The sequence below is a fragment of the Streptomyces sp. NPDC020898 genome, assembly GCF_044333925.1.
In the GTDB taxonomy this organism is placed as follows: Bacteria; Actinomycetota; Actinomycetes; order Streptomycetales; family Streptomycetaceae; genus Streptomyces.
This window is the reverse complement of sequence record NZ_JBIRRV010000030.1, coordinates 60,199-79,620: the sequence shown is the minus strand read 5'-3', so window position 1 is coordinate 79,620 and position 19,422 is coordinate 60,199. Positions and strand designations below refer to the sequence as shown.

The window sequence follows — 19,422 nt, the reverse complement described above, 5'->3', positions numbered from 1 at the left end:
GATCCTCCAGCACCTTGCTATCGAGCGGTCATCCCAAGGGACACCTCGGCAGAGTCCCCAGGACGGTTCGCCAGCCGCGATGGCATTCAATCACTTACCGCAGGGCGTGCACGACGCCTTGGGCCCATTGTCCGTCACGCCAGTGACACACTCGATCCCGATGGCCAAGAATCACCGATCTGATCGACCCTCGACTTTCGCCGCTCCGCGGCCCGATCCGGGCACGATCCTGGGCCGGCTCGCCTCGGGGCCGAGCCGGGCTTCGCGCATCACTCATACGGAGCACTTGCCCCCTCGCGCGGGCCGCCATGCCGTCTGGCCTGACCGGATTCGCCCGGAGATCATCGCCGCTGTCCAGGCCGCCGGAATCGAACACCCCTGGGCCCACCAGGCACTGGCCGCCGAGCACGCCCTGGACGGCGACAGTGTGATCGTCGCCACAGGCACCGCCTCGGGCAAGTCGCTGGCGTACCTCGTCCCGGTCCTCTCGTGCCTCCTGGACGGCTCCGAGGCCCCCAACGGCCGCGGGGCGACCGCCCTGTACCTCGCACCGACCAAGGCCCTCGGGGCCGACCAGCGACGTTCCGTGAAGGAACTTTCACAACCTTTGGGAAACGCCGTACGACCAGCCGTGTACGACGGCGACACCCCCGTCGAGGAACGCGAGTGGGTCCGCCAGTACGCGAACTACGTCCTCACCAACCCGGACATGCTGCACCGGGGGATCCTGCCCTCCCACCCCCGCTGGTCCTCCTTCCTGAAGTCACTGAAGTACGTCGTCATCGACGAATGCCACACCTACCGCGGTGTCTTCGGCTCCCACGTCGCCCAGGTCCTGCGCCGTCTGCGCCGCCTCTGCGCCCGCTACGGCGCCTCCCCGGTCTTCCTGCTGGCCTCCGCCACGGCCGCCGAACCGTCTGTCGCCGCACGCCGCCTGACAGGCCTTCCGGTGGTCGAGGTCGCTGACGACGCCTCGCCCCGCGGTGAACTGGTGTTCGCCCTCTGGGAACCCCCGCTCACCGACCTCCACGGCGAGAAGGGCGCTCCCGTCCGCCGTACGGCCATCGCCGAGACGGCCGACCTGCTGACCGACCTCGCCGTCCAGGGCGTCCGCTCGGTGGCCTTCGTACGATCCCGGCGCGGCGCGGAGCTGATCTCGGTGATCGCCCAGGAGCGCCTCGCCGAGGTCGACCGTTCCCTCGCCCGCCGCGTGGCCGCCTATCGAGGCGGCTACCTCCCCGAGGAGCGCAGAGCCCTCGAACAGGCGCTCCACTCCGGCGAACTCCTCGGCCTCGCCGCCACCACCGCCCTCGAACTCGGCATCGACGTCTCCGGGTTGGACGCCGTCCTGATCGCCGGCTACCCGGGCACCCGTGCCTCCCTGTGGCAGCAGGCGGGCCGCGCGGGACGCGCCGGGCAGGGCGCGCTGGCGATCCTGGTCGCCCGCGACGACCCGCTGGACACGTTCCTCGTCCACCACCCGGAGGCCCTGTTCGACCAGCCGGTCGAGTCGACGGTCCTCGACCCGGACAACCCGTACGTCCTGGCCCCCCACCTGTGCGCGGCGGCGGCGGAACTCCCCCTGACCGACGGCGACCTGGAGCTGTTCGGCCCCGAGACGGCAGCCCTGCTCCCCCAGTTGGAGGCCGCGAAACTGCTCCGCCGCCGTGCCAGGGCCTGGCACTGGACACGCCGTGAACGGGCCGCCGACCTGGCCGACATCCGGGGCGGTGGCGGCACCCCGGTCCAGATCGTCGAGGAGGGCACGGGACGGCTCCTCGGCACGGTCGACGCGGGCGCCTCGCACACGACCGTGCACGAGGGCGCGGTCCACCTCCACCAGGGCCGGACGTATCTCGTCCGCTCCCTCGACCTGGCGGACTCCGTTGCCCTGGTCGAGGAGGCGAGCCCGCCGTATTCGACGGTCGCCCGCGACACGACGTCCATCGCCGTCCTGGAGACGGACACCGAGATCCCGTGGGGCGACGGCCGCCTCTGCTACGGCTCCGTCGAGGTGACCAACCAGGTCGTCTCCTTCCTGCGTCGACGTGTCATCACCGGTGAGGTCCTGGGCGAGACGAAGCTCGACCTCCCTCCGCGTACGCTGCGCACCCGCGCCGTGTGGTGGACGGTCACCGAGGACCAGCTCGACGCCGCCCGCATCAACCCGGAGATCCTCGGCGGCGCCCTGCACGCCGCCGAACACGCGTCGATCGGCATGCTGCCCCTCTTCGCGACCTGCGACCGCTGGGACATCGGCGGCGTCTCCGTCCCGCTCCATCCGGACACCCTCCTCCCCACGGTCTTCGTGTACGACGGTCACCCGGGCGGCGCCGGCTTCGCGGAGCGCGCCTTCCACACGGCCCGTTCCTGGCTGACGGCCACCCGCCAGGCCATCGCCTCCTGCGAGTGCGACGCCGGCTGCCCGTCCTGCATCCAGTCCCCCAAGTGCGGCAACGGCAACGAGCCCTTGCACAAGCGGGGAGCGGTGCGGCTGCTGACGGTTCTGCTGCAAGGGGCCCCGGAGGAGAAGCCGGAGACGGTGGAGAAGGTGGAGAAGGCTTAGGACGGGCCCCTACGGGGGCGGAGCAGGCTGACCCGTTGGTACCGGCGATCCAGGTGGTCCAGGCAGCCCAGACGGCCCAGGTGGGCCAGGTGGGCCAGGTGGACCCGCCCTCGATCTGACCTCCGCCGCGAACAGGCCCCGGCCCGCTGTCACCGTCAGGTCGGACGTCTCGCCCACCATCGCGCACCGAACAAGCCGTGTGCCCTGTGCTGAAGCCACCCGGTCCGCCCGAGCGCAGGCCGCCGAGGCGCCCTGCGTCCAGTGGTCCGCCGCCGCGAGCGCCGCCAGGTCCGCACCGGCGGCGGCTCGATGCCGGGCCACACCGGCCTGCCCCGCGGCGAGCACGATGCCGAACACCACGCAGAGGACGGCGATGGCACCGACACTCCAGACGGTCGCGGAGCCACGGTCCGATCGGCGCGCGTACGTGGAAGCAGCCCTCGCGAGCCGTCCGCTTCTCATGTGCCCACCCCCACCGTCTCCTCCGCCAGGGCCACCGCCTCGTGCTCGACATCGACGGTCAGATCCCCGAGCCCCGGCGGCCGAGCCACGACTGCCACACGGACCAGGTCACCCTCTCTGCTGACGGTGACCTCCGCCCCGCTCGGTGCCGCACTGCGAGCCACCTCGGCCACCGCGTCGGGCGGGTCCTGCCGGGCGGCCGCCCGGGCACCGGCCCGGGCCGCGTCCACGCACTGGATCTGCGCTGCGGCGACGAGCAACGCCCAGACCAGCGCCATCGAGAACAGCACCAGCGCGGGCAGCACCACGGCTGCCTCCGCGGTCACGAACCCCCCGTCCCGTCCCCGGGGTTCACATCTTTGCATCGAGGGCCTTCTTCACGATGGCCTGCAATTCCGAGTTGACCTGGCCGCTCGTCACCACCTTGTAAAGCACCGCGGCGAACGCGACCGCCGCGATGATGCCGACGGCATATTCCGAAGTGACCATTCCGGCGTCCCGCCGTGCCACAAGCACCGCACGCGTCCTGCACACCAGGGCACACATCTGTGTCCGTACGACTGCGAACATCTCAACTCCCTTTAATTTCAACTCTGTTGATGAACCGCTACTAACGAACTGCTTCTGATCACGCACCGCTCACGTCATCCGCCACCCCCGCCCAGCAACCCGTCCGCCAGTCCGATCACCACGGGCAGTACGCCGATCGCAATGAACGCGGGCAGAAAGCACAGCCCCACCGGCGCGGTGACCATGACGGCTGCCCGCCGGGCCCGTTCCGTCGCCGTGCGCCCCCAGTCGGCGCGGGTGTCGGCGGCGAGGCGCGCGACGGGCTCCGACGCGGGTACGCCCGACTCGTCGGCCCGCTCCAGGAGCCTCGCGAGGGGACCTGCTCCCGGTATCGACGCCAGCCTCCGCCAGGCCTCGGCCGGTTCGCCGCCGAGCCGTACCTCCGCCGCGCCCCGCGCCAGCCGCTCCCCGACGGGTCCCGCCAGCGCCTCGCCCACGGCCTGGGCCGCGATCACCGGACCGGCACCTGCCGCGATGCAGGCCGCCAGCAGATCGGCGGCGAGCGGGAGTTGCCGAGCCGCCTCGGCCGCGTCGACCTCCTCCGCCGTACCGCCGGCCGGCCGCCGCAGTCGCCACCACCACAGCCCGAACCCGGCGACCAGCCCCACCGCGACCCCGGCCCCACCGCCGACCAGCACCCACCCGGCGCTCACTGCGCCCACGACGGGCAGCCACCGCCGTACGGCACCCCGCGCCCCGAACCACCGCCCCACCACAGCCCGTTCCCGCTCCCGTTCCAGCCCCAGTTCCCGTGCCAGCAGCCGGGCCAGCCTCCGGCGCACCCTGCGCTCACGCCGTGCCGTCTCGATCCGCCGCAGCAGCCACCCCAGGGCCAGCGCGACCCCCAGCAGCACCCCCAGCCTGTGGAAAACCTCCGCACTCATCCCGGCGCCCCTCTCCCGTCGCCCGCTCCCCCGGCCCTCATGCCGCCTCCGCTCCCCGCACGATTCGCAGCGCCCACCACAGCCCCACGCCCTCCAGCACCCCGCCCACCAGCAGGCAGCCCAGTCCGGCGCCGGTGTGCAGCAGCACGTGCAGGGGGTCGGCGCCCAGGGCCGTGCCCAGGGCCAGCCCCAGCACCGGCAGGCCCGCGAGCATCACCGCCGTGGACCGGGAGCCCGCCAACTGGGCGCGCAGGTCCGCACGTTGATCCCGGTCGGCACGCAGAGCCCCTTCGAGCCGGTCCAGGCCGGCCGCCAGTCCGGCGCCCTGGTCCACGGCCACCCGCCAGCACGCGGCGAGGCCCAACAGCCCTTCGGCGCCCGGTTGTCGGGCTGCCGCGGCGAGCGCCCCGGGCACGTCGCCGCCGAACCGTGCAGCCGCCAGCACCGACGCCTGTGCCTCGCCGAGCCCGCCGGAGTCGCGTGCCGCCCGCAGCAACGCCTCCCCCGGCTGCCGCCCGGCGCGCACCTCACCGGCGAGCGCCGCGCACAGCGCGATCACCTCGTCGCCGCGCCGCTCCCGCGCCCGTCGCGCCTCCCCGGCCCGCCGCACCCGGCGCAGCAACGGCACCCCGGCCGCGCCCACCAGCGCCGGCACCACGGAGGCGCCCAGCAGGGCGACCACCAGCCCGACGGCCACCGACCACCACTCGGCCCGCAACCGCCCCCGCAGCCGCCGCAGTTCACCCACCGCCCGCTCCCACGGTGGCGGCCCGGTCCCCCCGGCCCCGCCCCCGGCGAGCAGCAACTCCGCCCGCCGTGCCCCCGGATACCTCCCGCCCAACAGCCAGCAGACCGCCCCGACACACATTCCGGCCGCCGCACCCATCGACAGCTCGCCCATCCCCGTCACGTGCCCTCACTCCCCTGCCCCTTGTCGCCACCGGCGCGAAGCAGCCCTCGCAGCCGCTCCCACCCCCGCTCGTACACGAACGCCTCCTCGCCCCACCGCAGCGCCGGCACCGTCACCACCAGCCCCGACCGGTCCCGTTCCAGCACATGCACCTCGGCGATCCGGCGCCGCCCGGCCCGGTCCCGTACGAGATGCAGCACCACCGACAACGCGGCCGCCACCTGGCTGTGCAGCGCCGCCCGGTCGAGCCCCGCGGCCGTGCCCAGCGCCTCCAGCCGTGCCGGTACGTCCGCCGCCGCGTTCGCGTGGACCGTCCCGCAACCGCCTTCATGACCCGTGTTGAGGGCAGCCAGCAGGTGGACAACTTCACTCCCGCGCACCTCCCCGACCACCAACCGGTCGGGCCGCATCCGCAGCGCCTGCCGCACCAGGTCCTGGAGCGACACGAGTCCCGCGCCTTCCTGGTTGGCGGGTCTGGTCTCCAGGCGTACGACGTGCGGATGGTCGGGGCGCAGCTCCGCCGAGTCCTCGGCAAGAACGATCCGCTCGCCCGGGCCGACCAGCCCCAGCAGGGCGCTCAGGAGCGTTGTCTTGCCGCACCCCGTCCCGCCGCTGATCAGGAACGAGAGCCGTGCCTCCAGCAGTGCGCGCAGCACCCGGTCGCCGCCCGGCGGTACCGTCCCCGCGGCCATCAGCTCCTCCAGGGTGAAGGCGCGCGGCCGTACCACCCGCAGTGACAGGCAGGTGCAGCCGACGGCCACCGGGGGCAGTACCGCGTGCAGGCGTGTCCCGTCGGGAAGCCGGGCGTCGACCCACGGTCTGGCGTCGTCGAGCCGTCGTCCGGCCACCGCGGCGAGACGCTGCGCGAGACGGCGTACGGCGCCCGCGTCCGGGAAGGAGACGGTGGTCAGTTCCAGCCCGCCGCCCCGGTCCACCCAGACCCTGTCCGGGGCCGCCACCAGCACATCGGTGACCGACGGATCGGTGAGCAGCGGCTCCAGCGGCCCGCTGCCGACCAGCTCGGACCTCAACCGCTCGGCCGCGCCCAGCACTTCCGCGTCCCCGAGCACCCGCCCCTGCTGCCGCAGAGCCTGTGCCACGCGCGCGGGTGTCGCCTCGGCCCCGCTCTCGGCCAGCCACTGGCGTACGCCGTCCAGCAGCCCGGAGGACGCGCCCGGTCCGTCGTCCCAGCGCCCGGCACTCATGCGCCACCCGCCTCGGCCAGCGCCCGCTCCCAGAACACCGTGCAGAACCGGGCGAGCGGTCCGCGTGCCGCCGCTCCCGGCGGCGCCTTGCCCTCGTGCGGGCGCGAGAGAGCCGATTCGACGGGGACTTCGCCTGCCAAAGGCAGGTTGAGCAGCCGGGCCACCTCGTGGTCGTCCAGTCCCGGCGTGTACGGCCCGCGTACGGCCACCCGCAGGTCGCGCAGGACCATGCCGACGGCGGACGCGACCCGGCCGGCCGCCGCGACCGCGCGCAGTTCGCCGGGGACCACCAGGATTCCGACGTCCAGCTGGGCGAGGACCTCGGCGACGCCGTCGTCGATGCGCCGCGGGAGGTCGACGACGACCGCACCGCCGCGGCGTCTGGCCGCGGCGAGCACCGCCCGTACGGCCTGGGGCGGGATGGCCACGCAGTCCCCGCGGTCCCAGCTCAGCACCCTCAGGGAGTGCAGTTTCGGCAGCGACTCCTCCAGAGCGCCGCCGCCGACCCGGCCGCGCGAGGCGGCGAAGGCCGGCCAGCGCAGTCCGTCGGCCGTCTCACCGCCGAGGAGTACATCGAGTCCGCCGCCCAGTGGATCCGCGTCCACGAGCAGGGTGCGCAGTCCCTCACGCGCGGAGGTGACGGCGAGCGCGCAGGCCAGCGTGGACGCTCCGGCCCCGCCCCGGCCGCCGATGACGCCGACGGTGAGCGCGGGCCTGCCGACGCCCTCGGCGACGTCGGCGATGCGGTCGACGAGCCACTGTTCGCCGTCGGGCAGCATCAGGACGTGGTCGGCGCCGATCTCGACGGCCCGCCGCCAGACCCCGGAGTCGTCCTGGTCCCTCCCGACCAGCACCACTCCCCGCCGGCGCAAGGCCCCGCGCACCCGGCGTACGGCGTCGTCGCCGACCAGGACGAGCGGTGCCGCCTCCCAGCCACCTCCGCGTTCGGGCACCCCGTGATGCACTTCGGGTGTGGCACCGGCCGCCGCGCACAGGCGCAGCAGGTCGTCGAGCAGGTCCGCGTCCTCGGTGACGATCAGCGGTCCGCTCTGCCGCCCCTCGGCCGCGGACTGGTCGTTGTCGTGTGTGATGGCTCCTGCCATGGTTTCCGGCCCCCTTCGCTACTTCTTCCGTGCCGCATGTCTGCCGCGCCTCTCGCGCAGCCCCTGCGGCCCCGCGATTCACCAACATGTGAAGAACCGGTGAGCGGCCTCCATATGCACGGCCGATAGAAACCGGCCAAACGCGCCCCGCAAACGGAACCGGCCATGAACTCGCCGCGATCGGGACGCGCTGGAATCACGGTGCAGCGAACCCGGAAATCGTGTGGATCTTGGTCGAAAACTGTGGACAACTCGGCGATTGTGAATATCGCCGTCACCCAAACAGGTGACCCCCGTACGACTTTCCACAGAGCAGCGTCACAGTTACGCACAGTGACTGATCGCGGGCACACGAAAGAGGCGGCCGAAGCCGCCTCGAAGCGGCACTACAGCCGCGAAGGGAGCGCGAAGGGAGAAAGAAAACCCACCCGGACATGCGACGACCCCCGCCGGGGGGGAGAGCGGGGGTCGTCCCCACGGTTCGACTCGGGGGGGGAGGAGCCGGACCGGGTTAGCACGGTCGCGAACGATCCGTGACTTCCATGGTGTACCCGAGAGCCCTCTCAGGCAAACCCACGCGCCACAGCTTACGCCGAATGGTGGGCGCCTATGCTCAGCCTCGTGGAAAACCACTCCTTGCCCCGCACAGCCGCCTTCTTTGACCTGGACAAGACGGTCATTGCGAAGTCGAGCACGCTCACGTTCAGCAAGTCGTTCTACCAGGGCGGTCTGATCAACCGCAGGGCCGTCTTGCGTACCGCATATGCCCAGTTCGTCTTCCTGGCGGGCGGCGCCGATCACGACCAGATGGAGCGCATGCGCGAGTACCTCTCCGCGCTCTGCCGCGGCTGGAACGTCCAGCAGGTCAAGGAGATCGTCGCCGAGACCCTGCACGACCTGATCGACCCGATCATCTACGACGAGGCCGCCTCCCTCATCGAGGAGCACCACACAGCCGGCCGTGACGTGGTGATCGTGTCCACGTCGGGCGCGGAGGTCGTCGAACCGATCGGCGAACTGCTCGGCGCGGACCGGGTGGTGGCCACGCGCATGGTCGTCGGCGACGACGGCTGCTTCACGGGCGAGGTGGAGTACTACGCGTACGGGCCGACCAAGGCCGAGGCGGTCAAGGAGCTGGCCGGGTCCGAGGGGTACGACCTCGCGCGCTGCTACGCGTACAGCGACAGCGCCACCGACATCCCCATGCTGGCATCCGTCGGCCATCCGCACGCTGTGAACCCGGACCGCGCACTGCGCCGGGAAGCGCTCGCCCGGGGGTGGCCGATTCTGGACTTCCACCGCCCGGTCCGGCTGAAGCAGCGCCTGCCCGCGCTCTCCGTTCCGCCGCGTCCGGCACTGGTGGCAGCGGCGGCGATAGGTGCGGCGGCGGCCACCGCGGGTCTCGTCTGGTACGCGAGCCGGCGCCGCCCGACGGTCGCCTGACCTGGCCCTCCCGCCTGTCCCGGTTCATGCCTGTTTGAGCGTGCAAGTAAAGAAGTGCAGCCAGGACTTCCGCTTGCTCCGGTCCAGGAGTAGAAAGGAGTCAACGGCCCGCGAGACCAAGGACATCCGAAAGGATCACCTTAATAACGCATTTGGCCCACGGACCGAGCATGAACACTGGGCACCCACGCGACGTCGACCCGTCGATTACGGGCCAGCCGCACCAGGGACGGGCCAAGTTCCCGACCTGATGGGCAATATCTCGAGGACGCTTGGTAACCGGGTGAACATGCCAGCGGCGGTACGAATCCTCGTACCGCCGCAACCCTTTGCCCCTGTGAAGGCCCTCCGCGGAGGGCCTTTTTCGTGGTCTTATGCCGCTCCGCGCTGCAATGCCTCGCACACGGCCGTCGATTCGCGTGCCCCGAGTTCGACCGCCCGGCCGCAGTGGGCGATCCACGCCGCCATGCCCTCGGGGGTGCCGGAGGCATAGCCGCCGAGTGCCGCCAGATAGGCCGCGCGGCCCGGTTCGGCGTGCCCGACCTCGGCCGGACAGACAGACTTCGGGTCGAGGCCGCTGCCGATCAGGACGATCCGCTCGGCCGCGCGCGCGACCAGGCCGTTGTGCGATCCGAAGGGGCGCAGCGCGAGGAGTTCGCCGTGCACGACGGCGGCCGTGACCAGCGCCGGCGCTGAACCGCCCGCGATGATCAGCTCCGCGAGACCCTCCAGCCGACCGGACACCTCCGCCGCGTTCGGCAGCGGCAGTTCGACCAGCGGCTCGTCGACGAGCTCGCCGTCCTGCCGCGGGCGTCCCACCTCGTCGCCCGTTCCCGCGGCGGCGACCAGATGCAGCCGGGCCAGCACCCGCAGCGGTGACTGCCGCCAGATGGACAGGAGTTGGCCGGCCTCAGCGGTCAGCCGCAGGGCCGCGCCCACCACCCGGGCCTCGTCGTCACCACTGAAGTCGGTGCGTCGGCGCACCTCTTCGAGGGCCCAGTCGGCACCGGAGAGGGCCGCGGAACCGCGAGCGCCACGCAGCGCCGCCTCACCGGTGATCGCGTTGCTGCGCCGCCGCATGATGCGATGCCCGTAGACCCGGTCCACGGCCTTGCGTACGGACTCCACGGAGTCGGCTACCCCGGGCAGCGATCCAAGGGCCGCGAGCGGATCGGCGGCCGCACCTGTCGTACTCATGAGTACGACCCTACGCACTCCGCGGAGCCGGGCCACGAAGGAGTGGACTTCCTCACGCCCCTGGACACGTCTGGCGGTTGCCCCACTACCGTCAGTGAACATGAAAATTGCTTTCGTCGGGAAGGGCGGCAGCGGCAAGACCACGCTGTCCTCGCTGTTCGTCCGCCACCTCGCGGCATCCGGAGCGCCGGTCCTGGCCATCGACGCCGACATCAATCAGCACCTTGGCGCCGCACTCGGCCTCCACGAGGCGGAGGCCGCCGCGATGCCCGCGATGGGCGAGCGGATGGAGCTGATCAAGGAGTACCTGCGCGGCACGAACCCTCGCATCGCCTGCGCCGACGCGATGATCAAGACGACCCCGCCCGGCTCGGGCTCGCGGCTGCTGCGGGTCCTGGAGCCCAATCCGGTGTACGACGCCTGCGCGCGACCTGTGGAGCTCGACGGCGGTGCCGTCCGTTTGATGGTCACCGGCCCGTTCGCCGAGGCCGATCTGGGAGTGGCCTGCTACCACTCCAAGACGGGCGCGGTGGAGCTGTGCCTGAACCATCTCGTCGATGGCCCGAGCGAGTATGTCGTCGTCGACATGACCGCGGGCTCGGACTCCTTCGCGTCCGGCCTCTTCACCCGCTTCGACATCACGTTCCTCGTCGCCGAACCGACCCGGAAGGGAGTCTCCGTCTATCGCCAGTACAAGGAGTACGCCCAGGACTTCGGGGTCATCCTGAAGGTCGTCGGCAACAAGGTGCAGGGTCAGGACGACCTCGACTTCCTCCGCGCCGAAGTCGGGGACGACCTCTTGGAGACGGTCGGGCACTCGGACTGGGTGCGTGCCATGGAAAAGGGTCGGCCCACCCGGTTCGAACTCCTGGAGGACACCAACCGCCGCTCCCTGCGCCGGTTGCGGACGGCCGTCGACGCCACCTACGAGCTGCGCGACTGGGAGCGCTACACGCACCAGATGGTGCACTTCCACCTGAAGAACGCCCACTCCTGGGCCAACGCCCGCACCGGGGTCGACCTGGCGGCACAGGTCGACCCCGGCTTCGTACTGACCGAACACCTGACGCCGACCAGCGTCTGAGGCCAGGTGCGCGCAGCGCCCTGAAGGGGCGCGGGGAACTGCGCGACCAGCCCCCACCGACCCGCAGCCGGGAATCGCACCCACCCAACCGCTACCGCTTGGCTGCAGGCGCCCCCGGTACACCCTTAGGCGCCGGGGCCGGGCGCCCCGCCAGGAAGGTGGCCCAGCCGCGCTCGGGCGCCTCACCGACCTTGAGGGTGCGCAACTTCTCCAGGGTCTGCGGATCCTGCGCGTCCAGCCAGTCGGCGAGCTGCCGGAAGGAGACACAGCGCACGTCGGTCTTCGTACAGACACGTTCGATGACCTCCTCGATGGCACGCATGTACGTGCCGCCGTTCCAGGACTCGAAGTGGTTGCCGATGATCAGGGGCGCGCGGTTACCGTCGTGGGCGCGTTCGAAGCCCCTGAGGAGGCCGTCGCGGAACTGGTCGCCCCAGTACTCGTGCCGGCGCTTGTCGCCGCTGCGTGCCTTTGACTGGTTCATGTAGAAGTTGTAGTCCATGGTCAGCGTCTCGAAGCTGCGGCCGGGCACCGGGACGAGCTGCATGGACAGGTCCCACAGGCCCCGCTTCTTCGCGGGCCAGAGCTGATCGTTGACACCGCTCGTGTCGTAGCGGAAGCCCAGTTCGCGGGCCGCGCCCATGAAGTTCTTCTGTCCTTCCAGGCAGGGCGTGCGGGCGCCGACGAGCTCCTTCTCGTAGTCGAAGGGCAGCGGGGGCGCGTTCTTCATGCCCGTGGTGGTCTTCCAGGACTTCACGAATCGTTTCGCCTGGGCGATCTCGTCCTTCCAGTCCTCCACCGACCACTCACCGACACCACCCCCGCTGCCGCAGAAGTGGCCGTTGAAGTGGGTGCCGATCTCGCTGCCCTCCAGCCAGGCGAGCCGCAGCTGCTTCGCGGTGTCGGCGATGCCCTGCTCGTCGTTGAAGCCGATGTCGGAGCGGCCCGGCGAGTGCTGGGGCGGCCGGTACAGGTCCCGTTTGTCCTCCGGGAGCATGTACACGCCGCTCAGGAAGTAGGTCATGGCAGCCTTGTTGTCCTTGGCCACCTTGCGGAAGTGGGAGAACAGCCTCTGACTGTCCTCGCCCGCACCGTCCCAGGAGAAGACGACGAACTGCGGCGGCCGCTGCCCGGGCTTGAGCCGCTCGGCCCTGGGCTGGTGGGGCTGGGCTCCGGTGTACGCGGTGGAGCCGTCCCCGATCAGGCGGACCGCGCTCTTGGGAGCAGGGGCCGGCGCCGCCTTCTTCGCGCCGTGCACGCCTTCCTTCGCACCGGAGGAACCGGTGGTTCCCGCCCCGCAGCCGGCGAGTGACGCGGTACAGGCCGCGACGGCCACGACGCCTGCGGTGATCCTCTTGGTGACGGCCATGTCCGCCCCACCTCTTCCTTCGTTCGGGCCGGCGCTTTCGGGCGCGGCGCCGTCAAGGTCGCACGGGACCAAGAAGGAATTAGTACGACAAGCCGATCAAAAGTTCAGTTCACTCCCCAGAGTGATTTATTAACCCATTTGACCCGAAATTACATACACGTCCTTTACTGTGCATTACGATCCATTTACCGAGCGTTGAGAAATCCCGCCGCTGCACGCCGTGACCCACGGCCGCGACCCGACCTCCCGCAATCGAGCGGGGGACCACCTGTTCCGCGACCGCGCTGCCCCGGAGGAGACGGGAAACATGTCTGCCTGCGTCCCCACTCGCGCCCCCGACCCGTCTCGGCCGAAGCGCATGCACCAGCCCCCCAGCCCACCGCTGCCGCCGGCCCCGCCCCGCCGCTTCGGCATCGCGGGCGCCGACGTGTCGGCCGCGACGGCGGTCTTCCTGATCGCCCTGCCCCTGTCCCTGGGCATCGCCCTCGCCACCGGCGCGCCGCTCCAGGCCGGCCTGGTCGCCGCCGCCGTCGGCGGACTCGTCGCCGGACGGCTCGGCGGCTCCCCGCTCCAGGTGAGCGGCCCCGCCGCCGGGCTCACCGTCGTCACCGCCGAACTCATCCAGCGGTACGGATGGCGGACGACCTGCGCCATCACCGTCCTCGCCGGACTCGCCCAACTCGGCCTCGGCTGCCTGCGGGTGGCCCGCACCGCGCTCGCCGTCAGCCCCGCCGTCGTCCACGGCATGCTCGCCGGGATCGGCGTGACCATCGCTGTCGCCCAGCTGCACATCGTCCTCGGGGGTACGCCGGAGAGCTCGGTCCTCGAAAACCTCCACGCGCTGCCCGCCCAGTTGGCCGACCTGCACCCCGGCGCCGTGTCGATGAGCGTGCTGACCCTGACCCTGCTGCTGGTCTGGCCACGGATCCCCGGCCGGGCCGGGAACGCCCTGCGCAAGGTGCCGGCCGCGCTCGTCGCCGTCACCGGCGCCACCGCCACCGCCGCGTTCGCCGGGCTGACCCTCGCCAAGGTCGATCTGCCGTCCTGGCGCAGTCACGCGCTGGCGGGGCTGCCCGAGGGGCCGGTCCTCGGCGTCGTCGCCGCCGTGCTCACCGTCACGCTGGTGTGCAGTGTGCAGTCGCTGCTCGGCGCGGTCGCCGTGGACAAGCTGGTCGCCTCCCGGCCCGAACTGATCGCCGGGCGGGTCACGCGGTCGGGGGCGGCGGCCCGTGTCGGCCGCTCCGACCTGAACCGTGAGCTGCTCGGCCAGGGCGCGGCCAACGTCGCGTCCGGAGTGCTCGGCGGTCTGCCGGTCGCGGGCGTGGCCGTGCGGAGTTCGGCAAATGTGCAAGCCGGTGCCGTGAGCCGGAACTCCACGATGCTGCACGGCGTTTTCGTAGTAGTCGCCGCGCTGCTGATGGTTCCGATCCTGGAGCTGATCCCGCTCGCCTCACTCGCCGCCCTGGTGATGGCCGTCGGCATCCAGATGGTGTCCCTGCACCACATCCGCACGGTGACCCGCCACCGCGAGGTCCTGGTCTACGCGGTGACGACCGTGGGCGTCGTCTTCCTCGGCGTCCTCGAAGGAGTGACGCTGGGCGTCGCGGTCGCCGTCGCCGTCGCCCTGCACCGCCTCGCCCGCACCCGGATCACCTACGAAGAGAGCAACGACGAGACAGGGGGAGTCCATTACGTACGTGTACGAGGACAGTTGACGTTCCTCGCGGTGCCCCGGCTCAGCCGGACCCTGCACCTCGTGCCCCAAGGGGCCGACGCCGTCGTGGAGTTGGACGGTTCGTTCATGGACCACGCGGCGTTCGAGTCGCTTCAGGACTGGCAGAACACGCACACCGCCCAGGGCGGCGCCGTCGAGGTGACCGGCCGGGCGGGGACGCGTATCGCCGAGCCCGCGAGCTCGTCCGGATGCCGTTGCCGGCCCTGGACACCCTGGCGCAACCACCAGTGCGAGCGCCCGGAGCCCGGGCAGGGACAGGAGGAAGCGGCGCGTGGACTCGGCGGGGTGAGCGGTTCCGACGGTTCTTCCGCCTCGCCCCACTCGCCCTACTGGGCCGACTCACCCGGTGCCACCGGGCCGAGCGGGCACCAACTGGCGCGCGGCATCAGCGCTTTCCAGCGGAACACCGCGCCCCTGGTGCGCGGTGAGCTGGCCCGGCTGGCGCGGGAGGGACAGCGGCCGGCACAGCTGTTCCTGACGTGCGCCGACTCCCGCCTCGTCACGTCGATGATCACCTCCAGTGGTCCCGGCGACCTGTTCGTCGTACGGAACGTGGGCAATCTCGTGCCGCTGCCCGGCGAGGACAGCGGGGACGACTCGGTGTCGGCGGCGATCGAGTACGCGGTGGACGTGCTGAAGGTGCGTTCCATCACGGTGTGCGGGCACTCCGGGTGCGGGGCCATGCAGGCGCTGCTGAGCATGGAACCCGGCGGGGCGCGGACGCCGCTCAGACGGTGGCTGGGGCACGGGCTGCCGAGCCTGGAGCGGATGGCCGCGACGGACCGGCCCTGGGCGCGGCTCGCCGGGCGGGCGCCCGCGGACGCGGTCGAGCAGCTCTGCCTGACCAACGTGGTTCAGCAGTTGGAGCATCTGAGGGCGCACGAGTCGGTGGCGCGGGCGCTGCGGGAGGGGGCGCTCGATCTGCACGGGATGTATTTCCATGTGGGTGAGGCGCAGGCGTATCTGCTCACCGGGGTGGGCGGCGACGAAGAGGTGTTCGATCATGTGCGGGCGGCCGGCCTGTCCGCCTGAGGGAGCCTGAAGCAAGGCGGACGGGTGAACCGGAGGAACATCGCGTACGTGACCTTGGTTGTCCCCCTCACGAAGAGGCGTGCCGGCAGGTCTCGACCTGAAGCCCCAAAGGTCTAAACCAATTTCTGGTCGGCCCTTGTCATCGGGCCCTCCGGTCTGATGAGCTGTGGCCCGGGACACAACGGACACCCTGGGAAAGGGAGATGTCGTGAGCAACGAAAGCCTGGCCAACCTGCTCAAGGAAGAGCGCAGGTTCGCGCCACCCGCCGAGCTGGCCGCAAACGCCAACGTCACGGCGGAGGCGTACGAACAGGCCAAGGCTGACCGGCTCGGCTTCTGGGCCGCGCAGGCCCGCCGGCTGACCTGGGCCACCGAGCCGACCGAGACGCTGGACTGGTCGAACCCGCCGTTCGCCAAGTGGTTCAAGGACGGCAGCCTCAACGTCGCCTACAACTGCGTCGACCGGCACGTCGAGGCGGGCAACGGCGACCGGGTCGCCATCCACTTCGAGGGGGAGCCCGGCGACAGCCGCGCGATCACCTACGCCGAGCTCAAGGACGAGGTGTCGAAAGCCGCCAACGCCCTCACCGAGCTGGGAGTTCAGAAGGGCGACCGGGTCGCCGTCTACATGCCGATGATCCCGGAGACGGCGATCGCGATGCTCGCCTGCGCCCGGATCGGCGCCGCGCACTCCGTCGTCTTCGGCGGGTTCTCCGCGGACGCGCTCGCCACGCGCATCCAGGACGCCGACGCCAAGGTCGTCATCACCACCGACGGTGGCTACCGCCGGGGCAAGCCGTCCGCGCTCAAGCCCGCCGTCGACGCCGCCGTCGAGCGCGTCGACAACGTGGAGCACGTGCTCGTCGTCCGCCGTACCGGTCAGGACGTCGAGTGGCACGAGGGCCGGGACGTGTGGTGGCACGAGGTCGTCGAGCGGCAGAGCGCCGAGCACACGCCCGAGGCGTTCGAGGCCGAGCAGCCGCTGTTCATCCTCTACACCTCCGGTACGACGGGTAAGCCCAAGGGCATCCTGCACACCTCCGGCGGCTACCTCACCCAGGCGGCCTACACCCACCACGCCGTCTTCGACCTCAAGCCGGAGACCGACGTCTACTGGTGCACGGCCGACGTCGGCTGGGTCACCGGGCACTCGTACATCGTGTACGGGCCGCTGGCCAACGGCGCGACGCAGGTGATGTACGAGGGGACGCCGGACACCCCGCACCAGGGCCGCTTCTGGGAGATCATCCAGAAGTACGGGGTCACGATCCTCTACACGGCGCCGACCGCCATCCGGACGTTCATGAAGTGGGGGGACGACATCCCCGCGAAGTTCGACCTCTCCTCGCTACGGGTGCTGGGGTCCGTGGGTGAACCCATCAACCCCGAGGCCTGGATCTGGTACCGCAAGCACATCGGCGGCAACGTGACGCCCATCGTCGACACCTGGTGGCAGACCGAGACCGGCGCCATGATGATCTCCCCGCTGCCCGGCGTGACCGAGACCAAGCCGGGGTCCGCGCAGCGGGCGCTGCCCGGGATCTCCGCGACCGTCGTCGACGACGAGGCGAAGGAGGTGCCCAACGGAGGCGGCGGATACCTCGTACTGACCGAGCCGTGGCCGTCCATGCTGCGCACCATCTGGGGCGACGACCAGCGGTTCCTCGACACGTACTGGTCCCGGTTCGAGGGCAAGTACTTCGCCGGGGACGGCGCCAAGAAGGACGACGACGGCGACATCTGGCTGCTCGGCCGGGTCGACGACGTCATGCTCGTCTCCGGGCACAACATCTCCACCACCGAGGTCGAGTCCGCGCTCGTCTCCCACCCCTCCGTCGCCGAGGCCGCCGTGGTGGGCGCCGCCGACGAGACGACCGGGCAGGCCATCGTGGCCTTCGTGATCCTGCGCGGCACCGCCTCCGAGACCGACACCCTCGTCGCCGAACTCCGCAGCCACGTCGGCGAGGCTCTCGGCCCGATCGCCAAGCCCAAGCGCATCCTTCCGGTCGCCGAGCTCCCCAAGACCCGCTCCGGAAAGATCATGCGCCGCCTGCTCCGCGACGTCGCCGAGAACCGCGAACTGGGCGACGTGACGACCCTGACCGACTCCACCGTCATGGACCTCATCCAGACCAAGCTGCCCGCGGCGGGCAACGAGGACTAGAAGTGGACTAGAGAACCAGAGGACCAGAGGGTTTCCTCCAGGCGGCGCCTCCCCCCGCACCTTGGGTAAGCTGAACATCGCGTCAACAACGCGACAAGATCCGTAAGGATCCCAAAGGTGCGCCGGGAAGTCTGGTCGGCATGTGCTCCATGCTGCCCACCGACCGGAGGAATCCCGTGGTCCCCCCTCGCACCCCCAGCCGCAAGGTCCTCGGACGGCTCTCGCTGCCCGAGCGAACGTTCGTCGCGGACGCCCTGCGGACCGAGACCGTCGGTGGGGTGCTGCTGCTCGTCGCCGCGATCACCGCGCTGATCTGGGCGAACACACCGGTCAAGGACAGTTACGAGGCTGTACTGGACTTCCATGTCGGACCCGCCGCCCTCGGGCTCGACCTCTCCCTCCAGCACTGGGCCGCCGACGGACTGCTCGCGATCTTCTTCTTCGTCGCCGGCATCGAACTCAAGCGCGAACTCGTCGCCGGGGAACTGCGCGACCCGAGGGCCGCCGCGCTGCCCGTCGTCGCCGCGCTGTGCGGGATGGCCGTACCGGCGCTCGTCTACACGCTCACCAGTGTCACCGGCGGCGGTTCGCTCGCCGGGTGGGCCGTGCCCACGGCGACGGACATCGCCTTCGCGCTCGCCGTGCTGGCCGTCATCGGTACGTCCCTGCCGAGCGCCCTGCGGGCGTTCCTGCTGACGCTCGCCGTCGTCGACGACCTCTTCGCCATCCTGATCATCGCGGTCTTCTTCACCGACGACCTGAACTTCGCCGCGCTCGCCGGCGCGGTCGTCGGCCTCGCCGTCTTCTGGCTGCTGCTGCGGAAGGGCGTACGCGGGTGGTACGTGTACGTCCCGCTCGCGCTCGTCATCTGGGCGCTGATGTACAACAGCGGCATCCACGCCACCGTGGCCGGTGTCGCGATGGGCCTGATGCTGCGGTGCACGACCCGGACGGACGAGGGTGAGGAGCGCTCGCCCGGTGAGCGCATCGAGCATCTGGTGCGGCCCTTGTCGGCCGGGCTCGCCGTGCCGCTGTTCGCCCTGTTCAGCGCGGGCGTGTCGGTGTCCGGCGGGGCCCTGGGGGACGTGTTCACCCAGCCCGAGACCCTCGGGGTCGTGCTCGGGCTCGTCGTCGGGAAGACGCTCGGGATCTTCGGCGGGACCTGGCTGACGGCACGTTTCACTCGCGCCTCGCTCAGCGACGACCTCGCCTGGGCCGACGTGTTCGCCGTCGCCTCGCTCGCCGGGATCGGGTTCACCGTCTCCCTGCTGATCGGCGAACTCGCGTTCGACGGAGACGCGGCGCTCACCGGCGAGATCAAGGCCGCCGTCCTGACCGGCTCACTCATCGCCACCCTCGCCGCGACCGTGCTGCTGAAGATACGGAACGCCAAATACCGCAGGCTCTGGGAGGCGGAGGAGCGCGACGACGACCTCGACGGCATCCCCGACATCTACGAGGAGCACGATCCGGCGTACCACCTGCGCATGGCCGGCATCTACGAGGGGAAAGCGGCAGAACACCGGCGCATCGCCGGGCTCAAGGCCGCCGAACTCGACGCCGCCGAAAGGGACCGGCTTGCCGAAGTGACGGGCGGGGCGGGCGACGAGGGTGACGGTCCGGCATGATCTGACACGTAACCACCAGACACGTTGTCAGGTACGTACGCCCGACGCGCGTACGTCAGACACCCGAGCA

15 protein-coding genes are annotated in these 19,422 nt (G+C 71.1%); 6 read left to right on the top strand and 9 right to left on the bottom strand.

From position 1 onward, the window contains the following. The first annotated feature begins 79 nt into the window (after nt 1-79). Entirely contained in the window at nt 80-2,566 is a 2,487-nt protein-coding gene (locus ACH4TV_RS45825) for a DEAD/DEAH box helicase (protein WP_398407405.1), read from the top strand. Nucleotides 2,567-2,575: 9 nt separating this feature from the next. Here ACH4TV_RS45825 and ACH4TV_RS45820 read toward each other — a convergent pair whose 3' ends face one another. The 7 genes from ACH4TV_RS45820 to ssd form a co-directional block, all read right to left on the bottom strand. Next, nucleotides 2,576-3,028 carry an Rv3654c family TadE-like protein gene (locus ACH4TV_RS45820; RefSeq protein ID WP_398407404.1) on the bottom strand — a complete coding sequence of 151 codons (453 nt, stop codon included), beginning with the start codon at nt 3,026-3,028 and terminating at the stop codon, nt 2,576-2,578. After that, nucleotides 3,025-3,393, bottom strand: coding sequence for a TadE family type IV pilus minor pilin (locus ACH4TV_RS45815; protein WP_398407403.1), 369 nt, complete (start codon nt 3,391-3,393; stop codon nt 3,025-3,027). Before ACH4TV_RS45815 ends, ACH4TV_RS45820 begins: the two co-directional genes overlap by 4 nt. After that, on the bottom strand, nt 3,380-3,598 hold the full coding sequence (locus ACH4TV_RS45810; protein ID WP_398407402.1) for a DUF4244 domain-containing protein: 219 nt from the start codon (nt 3,596-3,598) through the stop codon (nt 3,380-3,382). The genes ACH4TV_RS45815 and ACH4TV_RS45810 overlap by 14 nt, the downstream gene beginning before the upstream one ends. Nucleotides 3,599-3,672: 74 nt before the next feature. Beyond that, complete coding sequence (locus tag ACH4TV_RS45805; protein WP_398407401.1) at nt 3,673-4,482, bottom strand: type II secretion system F family protein; 810 nt, start codon at nt 4,480-4,482, stop codon at nt 3,673-3,675. Nucleotides 4,483-4,519: 37 nt separating this feature from the next. Further along, complete coding sequence (locus ACH4TV_RS45800; protein ID WP_398407408.1) at nt 4,520-5,383, bottom strand: type II secretion system F family protein; 864 nt, start codon at nt 5,381-5,383, stop codon at nt 4,520-4,522. Nucleotides 5,384-5,388: 5 nt separating this feature from the next. Continuing rightward, entirely contained in the window at nt 5,389-6,597 is a 1,209-nt protein-coding gene (locus ACH4TV_RS45795) for a TadA family conjugal transfer-associated ATPase (protein WP_398407400.1), read from the bottom strand. Then, the gene (ssd, locus tag ACH4TV_RS45790) at nt 6,594-7,700 is read right to left on the bottom strand and encodes a septum site-determining protein Ssd (RefSeq protein WP_398407399.1); all 1,107 of its coding nucleotides are present in this window, start codon (nt 7,698-7,700) and stop codon (nt 6,594-6,596) included. Before ssd ends, ACH4TV_RS45795 begins: the two co-directional genes overlap by 4 nt. Before the next feature lie 609 nt (nt 7,701-8,309). On the opposite strand from ssd, the gene ACH4TV_RS45785 reads away from it, so the two are divergent. Continuing rightward, the gene (locus ACH4TV_RS45785; RefSeq protein WP_398407398.1) at nt 8,310-9,143 is read left to right on the top strand and encodes an HAD family hydrolase; all 834 of its coding nucleotides are present in this window, start codon (nt 8,310-8,312) and stop codon (nt 9,141-9,143) included. A 372-nt stretch (nt 9,144-9,515) separates the two neighbouring features. On the opposite strand, the gene ACH4TV_RS45780 is transcribed toward ACH4TV_RS45785, so the two are convergent. Beyond that, nucleotides 9,516-10,340, bottom strand: coding sequence for an oxidoreductase (locus ACH4TV_RS45780; protein ID WP_398407397.1), 825 nt, complete (start codon nt 10,338-10,340; stop codon nt 9,516-9,518). Nucleotides 10,341-10,440: 100 nt separating this feature from the next. On the opposite strand from ACH4TV_RS45780, the gene ACH4TV_RS45775 reads away from it, so the two are divergent. Beyond that, a complete protein-coding gene (locus ACH4TV_RS45775; protein ID WP_398407396.1) occupies nt 10,441-11,424 on the top strand; it encodes an ATP-binding protein in 984 nt (327 codons plus the stop codon). Between the two features lie 91 nt (nt 11,425-11,515). On the opposite strand, the gene ACH4TV_RS45770 is transcribed toward ACH4TV_RS45775, so the two are convergent. Continuing rightward, the gene (locus tag ACH4TV_RS45770) at nt 11,516-12,793 is read right to left on the bottom strand and encodes a hypothetical protein (RefSeq protein WP_398407395.1); all 1,278 of its coding nucleotides are present in this window, start codon (nt 12,791-12,793) and stop codon (nt 11,516-11,518) included. A 307-nt stretch (nt 12,794-13,100) separates the two neighbouring features. On the opposite strand from ACH4TV_RS45770, the gene ACH4TV_RS45765 reads away from it, so the two are divergent. The 3 genes from ACH4TV_RS45765 to nhaA all read left to right on the top strand — a co-directional run bounded on the left by ACH4TV_RS45765 (nt 13,101) and on the right by nhaA (nt 19,352). Next, nucleotides 13,101-15,560, top strand: coding sequence for a bifunctional SulP family inorganic anion transporter/carbonic anhydrase (locus ACH4TV_RS45765; RefSeq protein ID WP_398407394.1), 2,460 nt, complete (start codon nt 13,101-13,103; stop codon nt 15,558-15,560). 166 nt (nt 15,561-15,726) lie between these two features. Continuing rightward, a complete protein-coding gene (gene acs, locus ACH4TV_RS45760; RefSeq protein ID WP_398407393.1) occupies nt 15,727-17,724 on the top strand; it encodes an acetate--CoA ligase in 1,998 nt (665 codons plus the stop codon). A gap of 140 nt (nt 17,725-17,864) precedes the next feature. Further along, nucleotides 17,865-19,352 carry a Na+/H+ antiporter NhaA gene (gene nhaA, locus ACH4TV_RS45755; RefSeq protein WP_398407392.1) on the top strand — a complete coding sequence of 496 codons (1,488 nt, stop codon included), beginning with the start codon at nt 17,865-17,867 and terminating at the stop codon, nt 19,350-19,352. Nucleotides 19,353-19,422 lie beyond the last annotated feature (70 nt).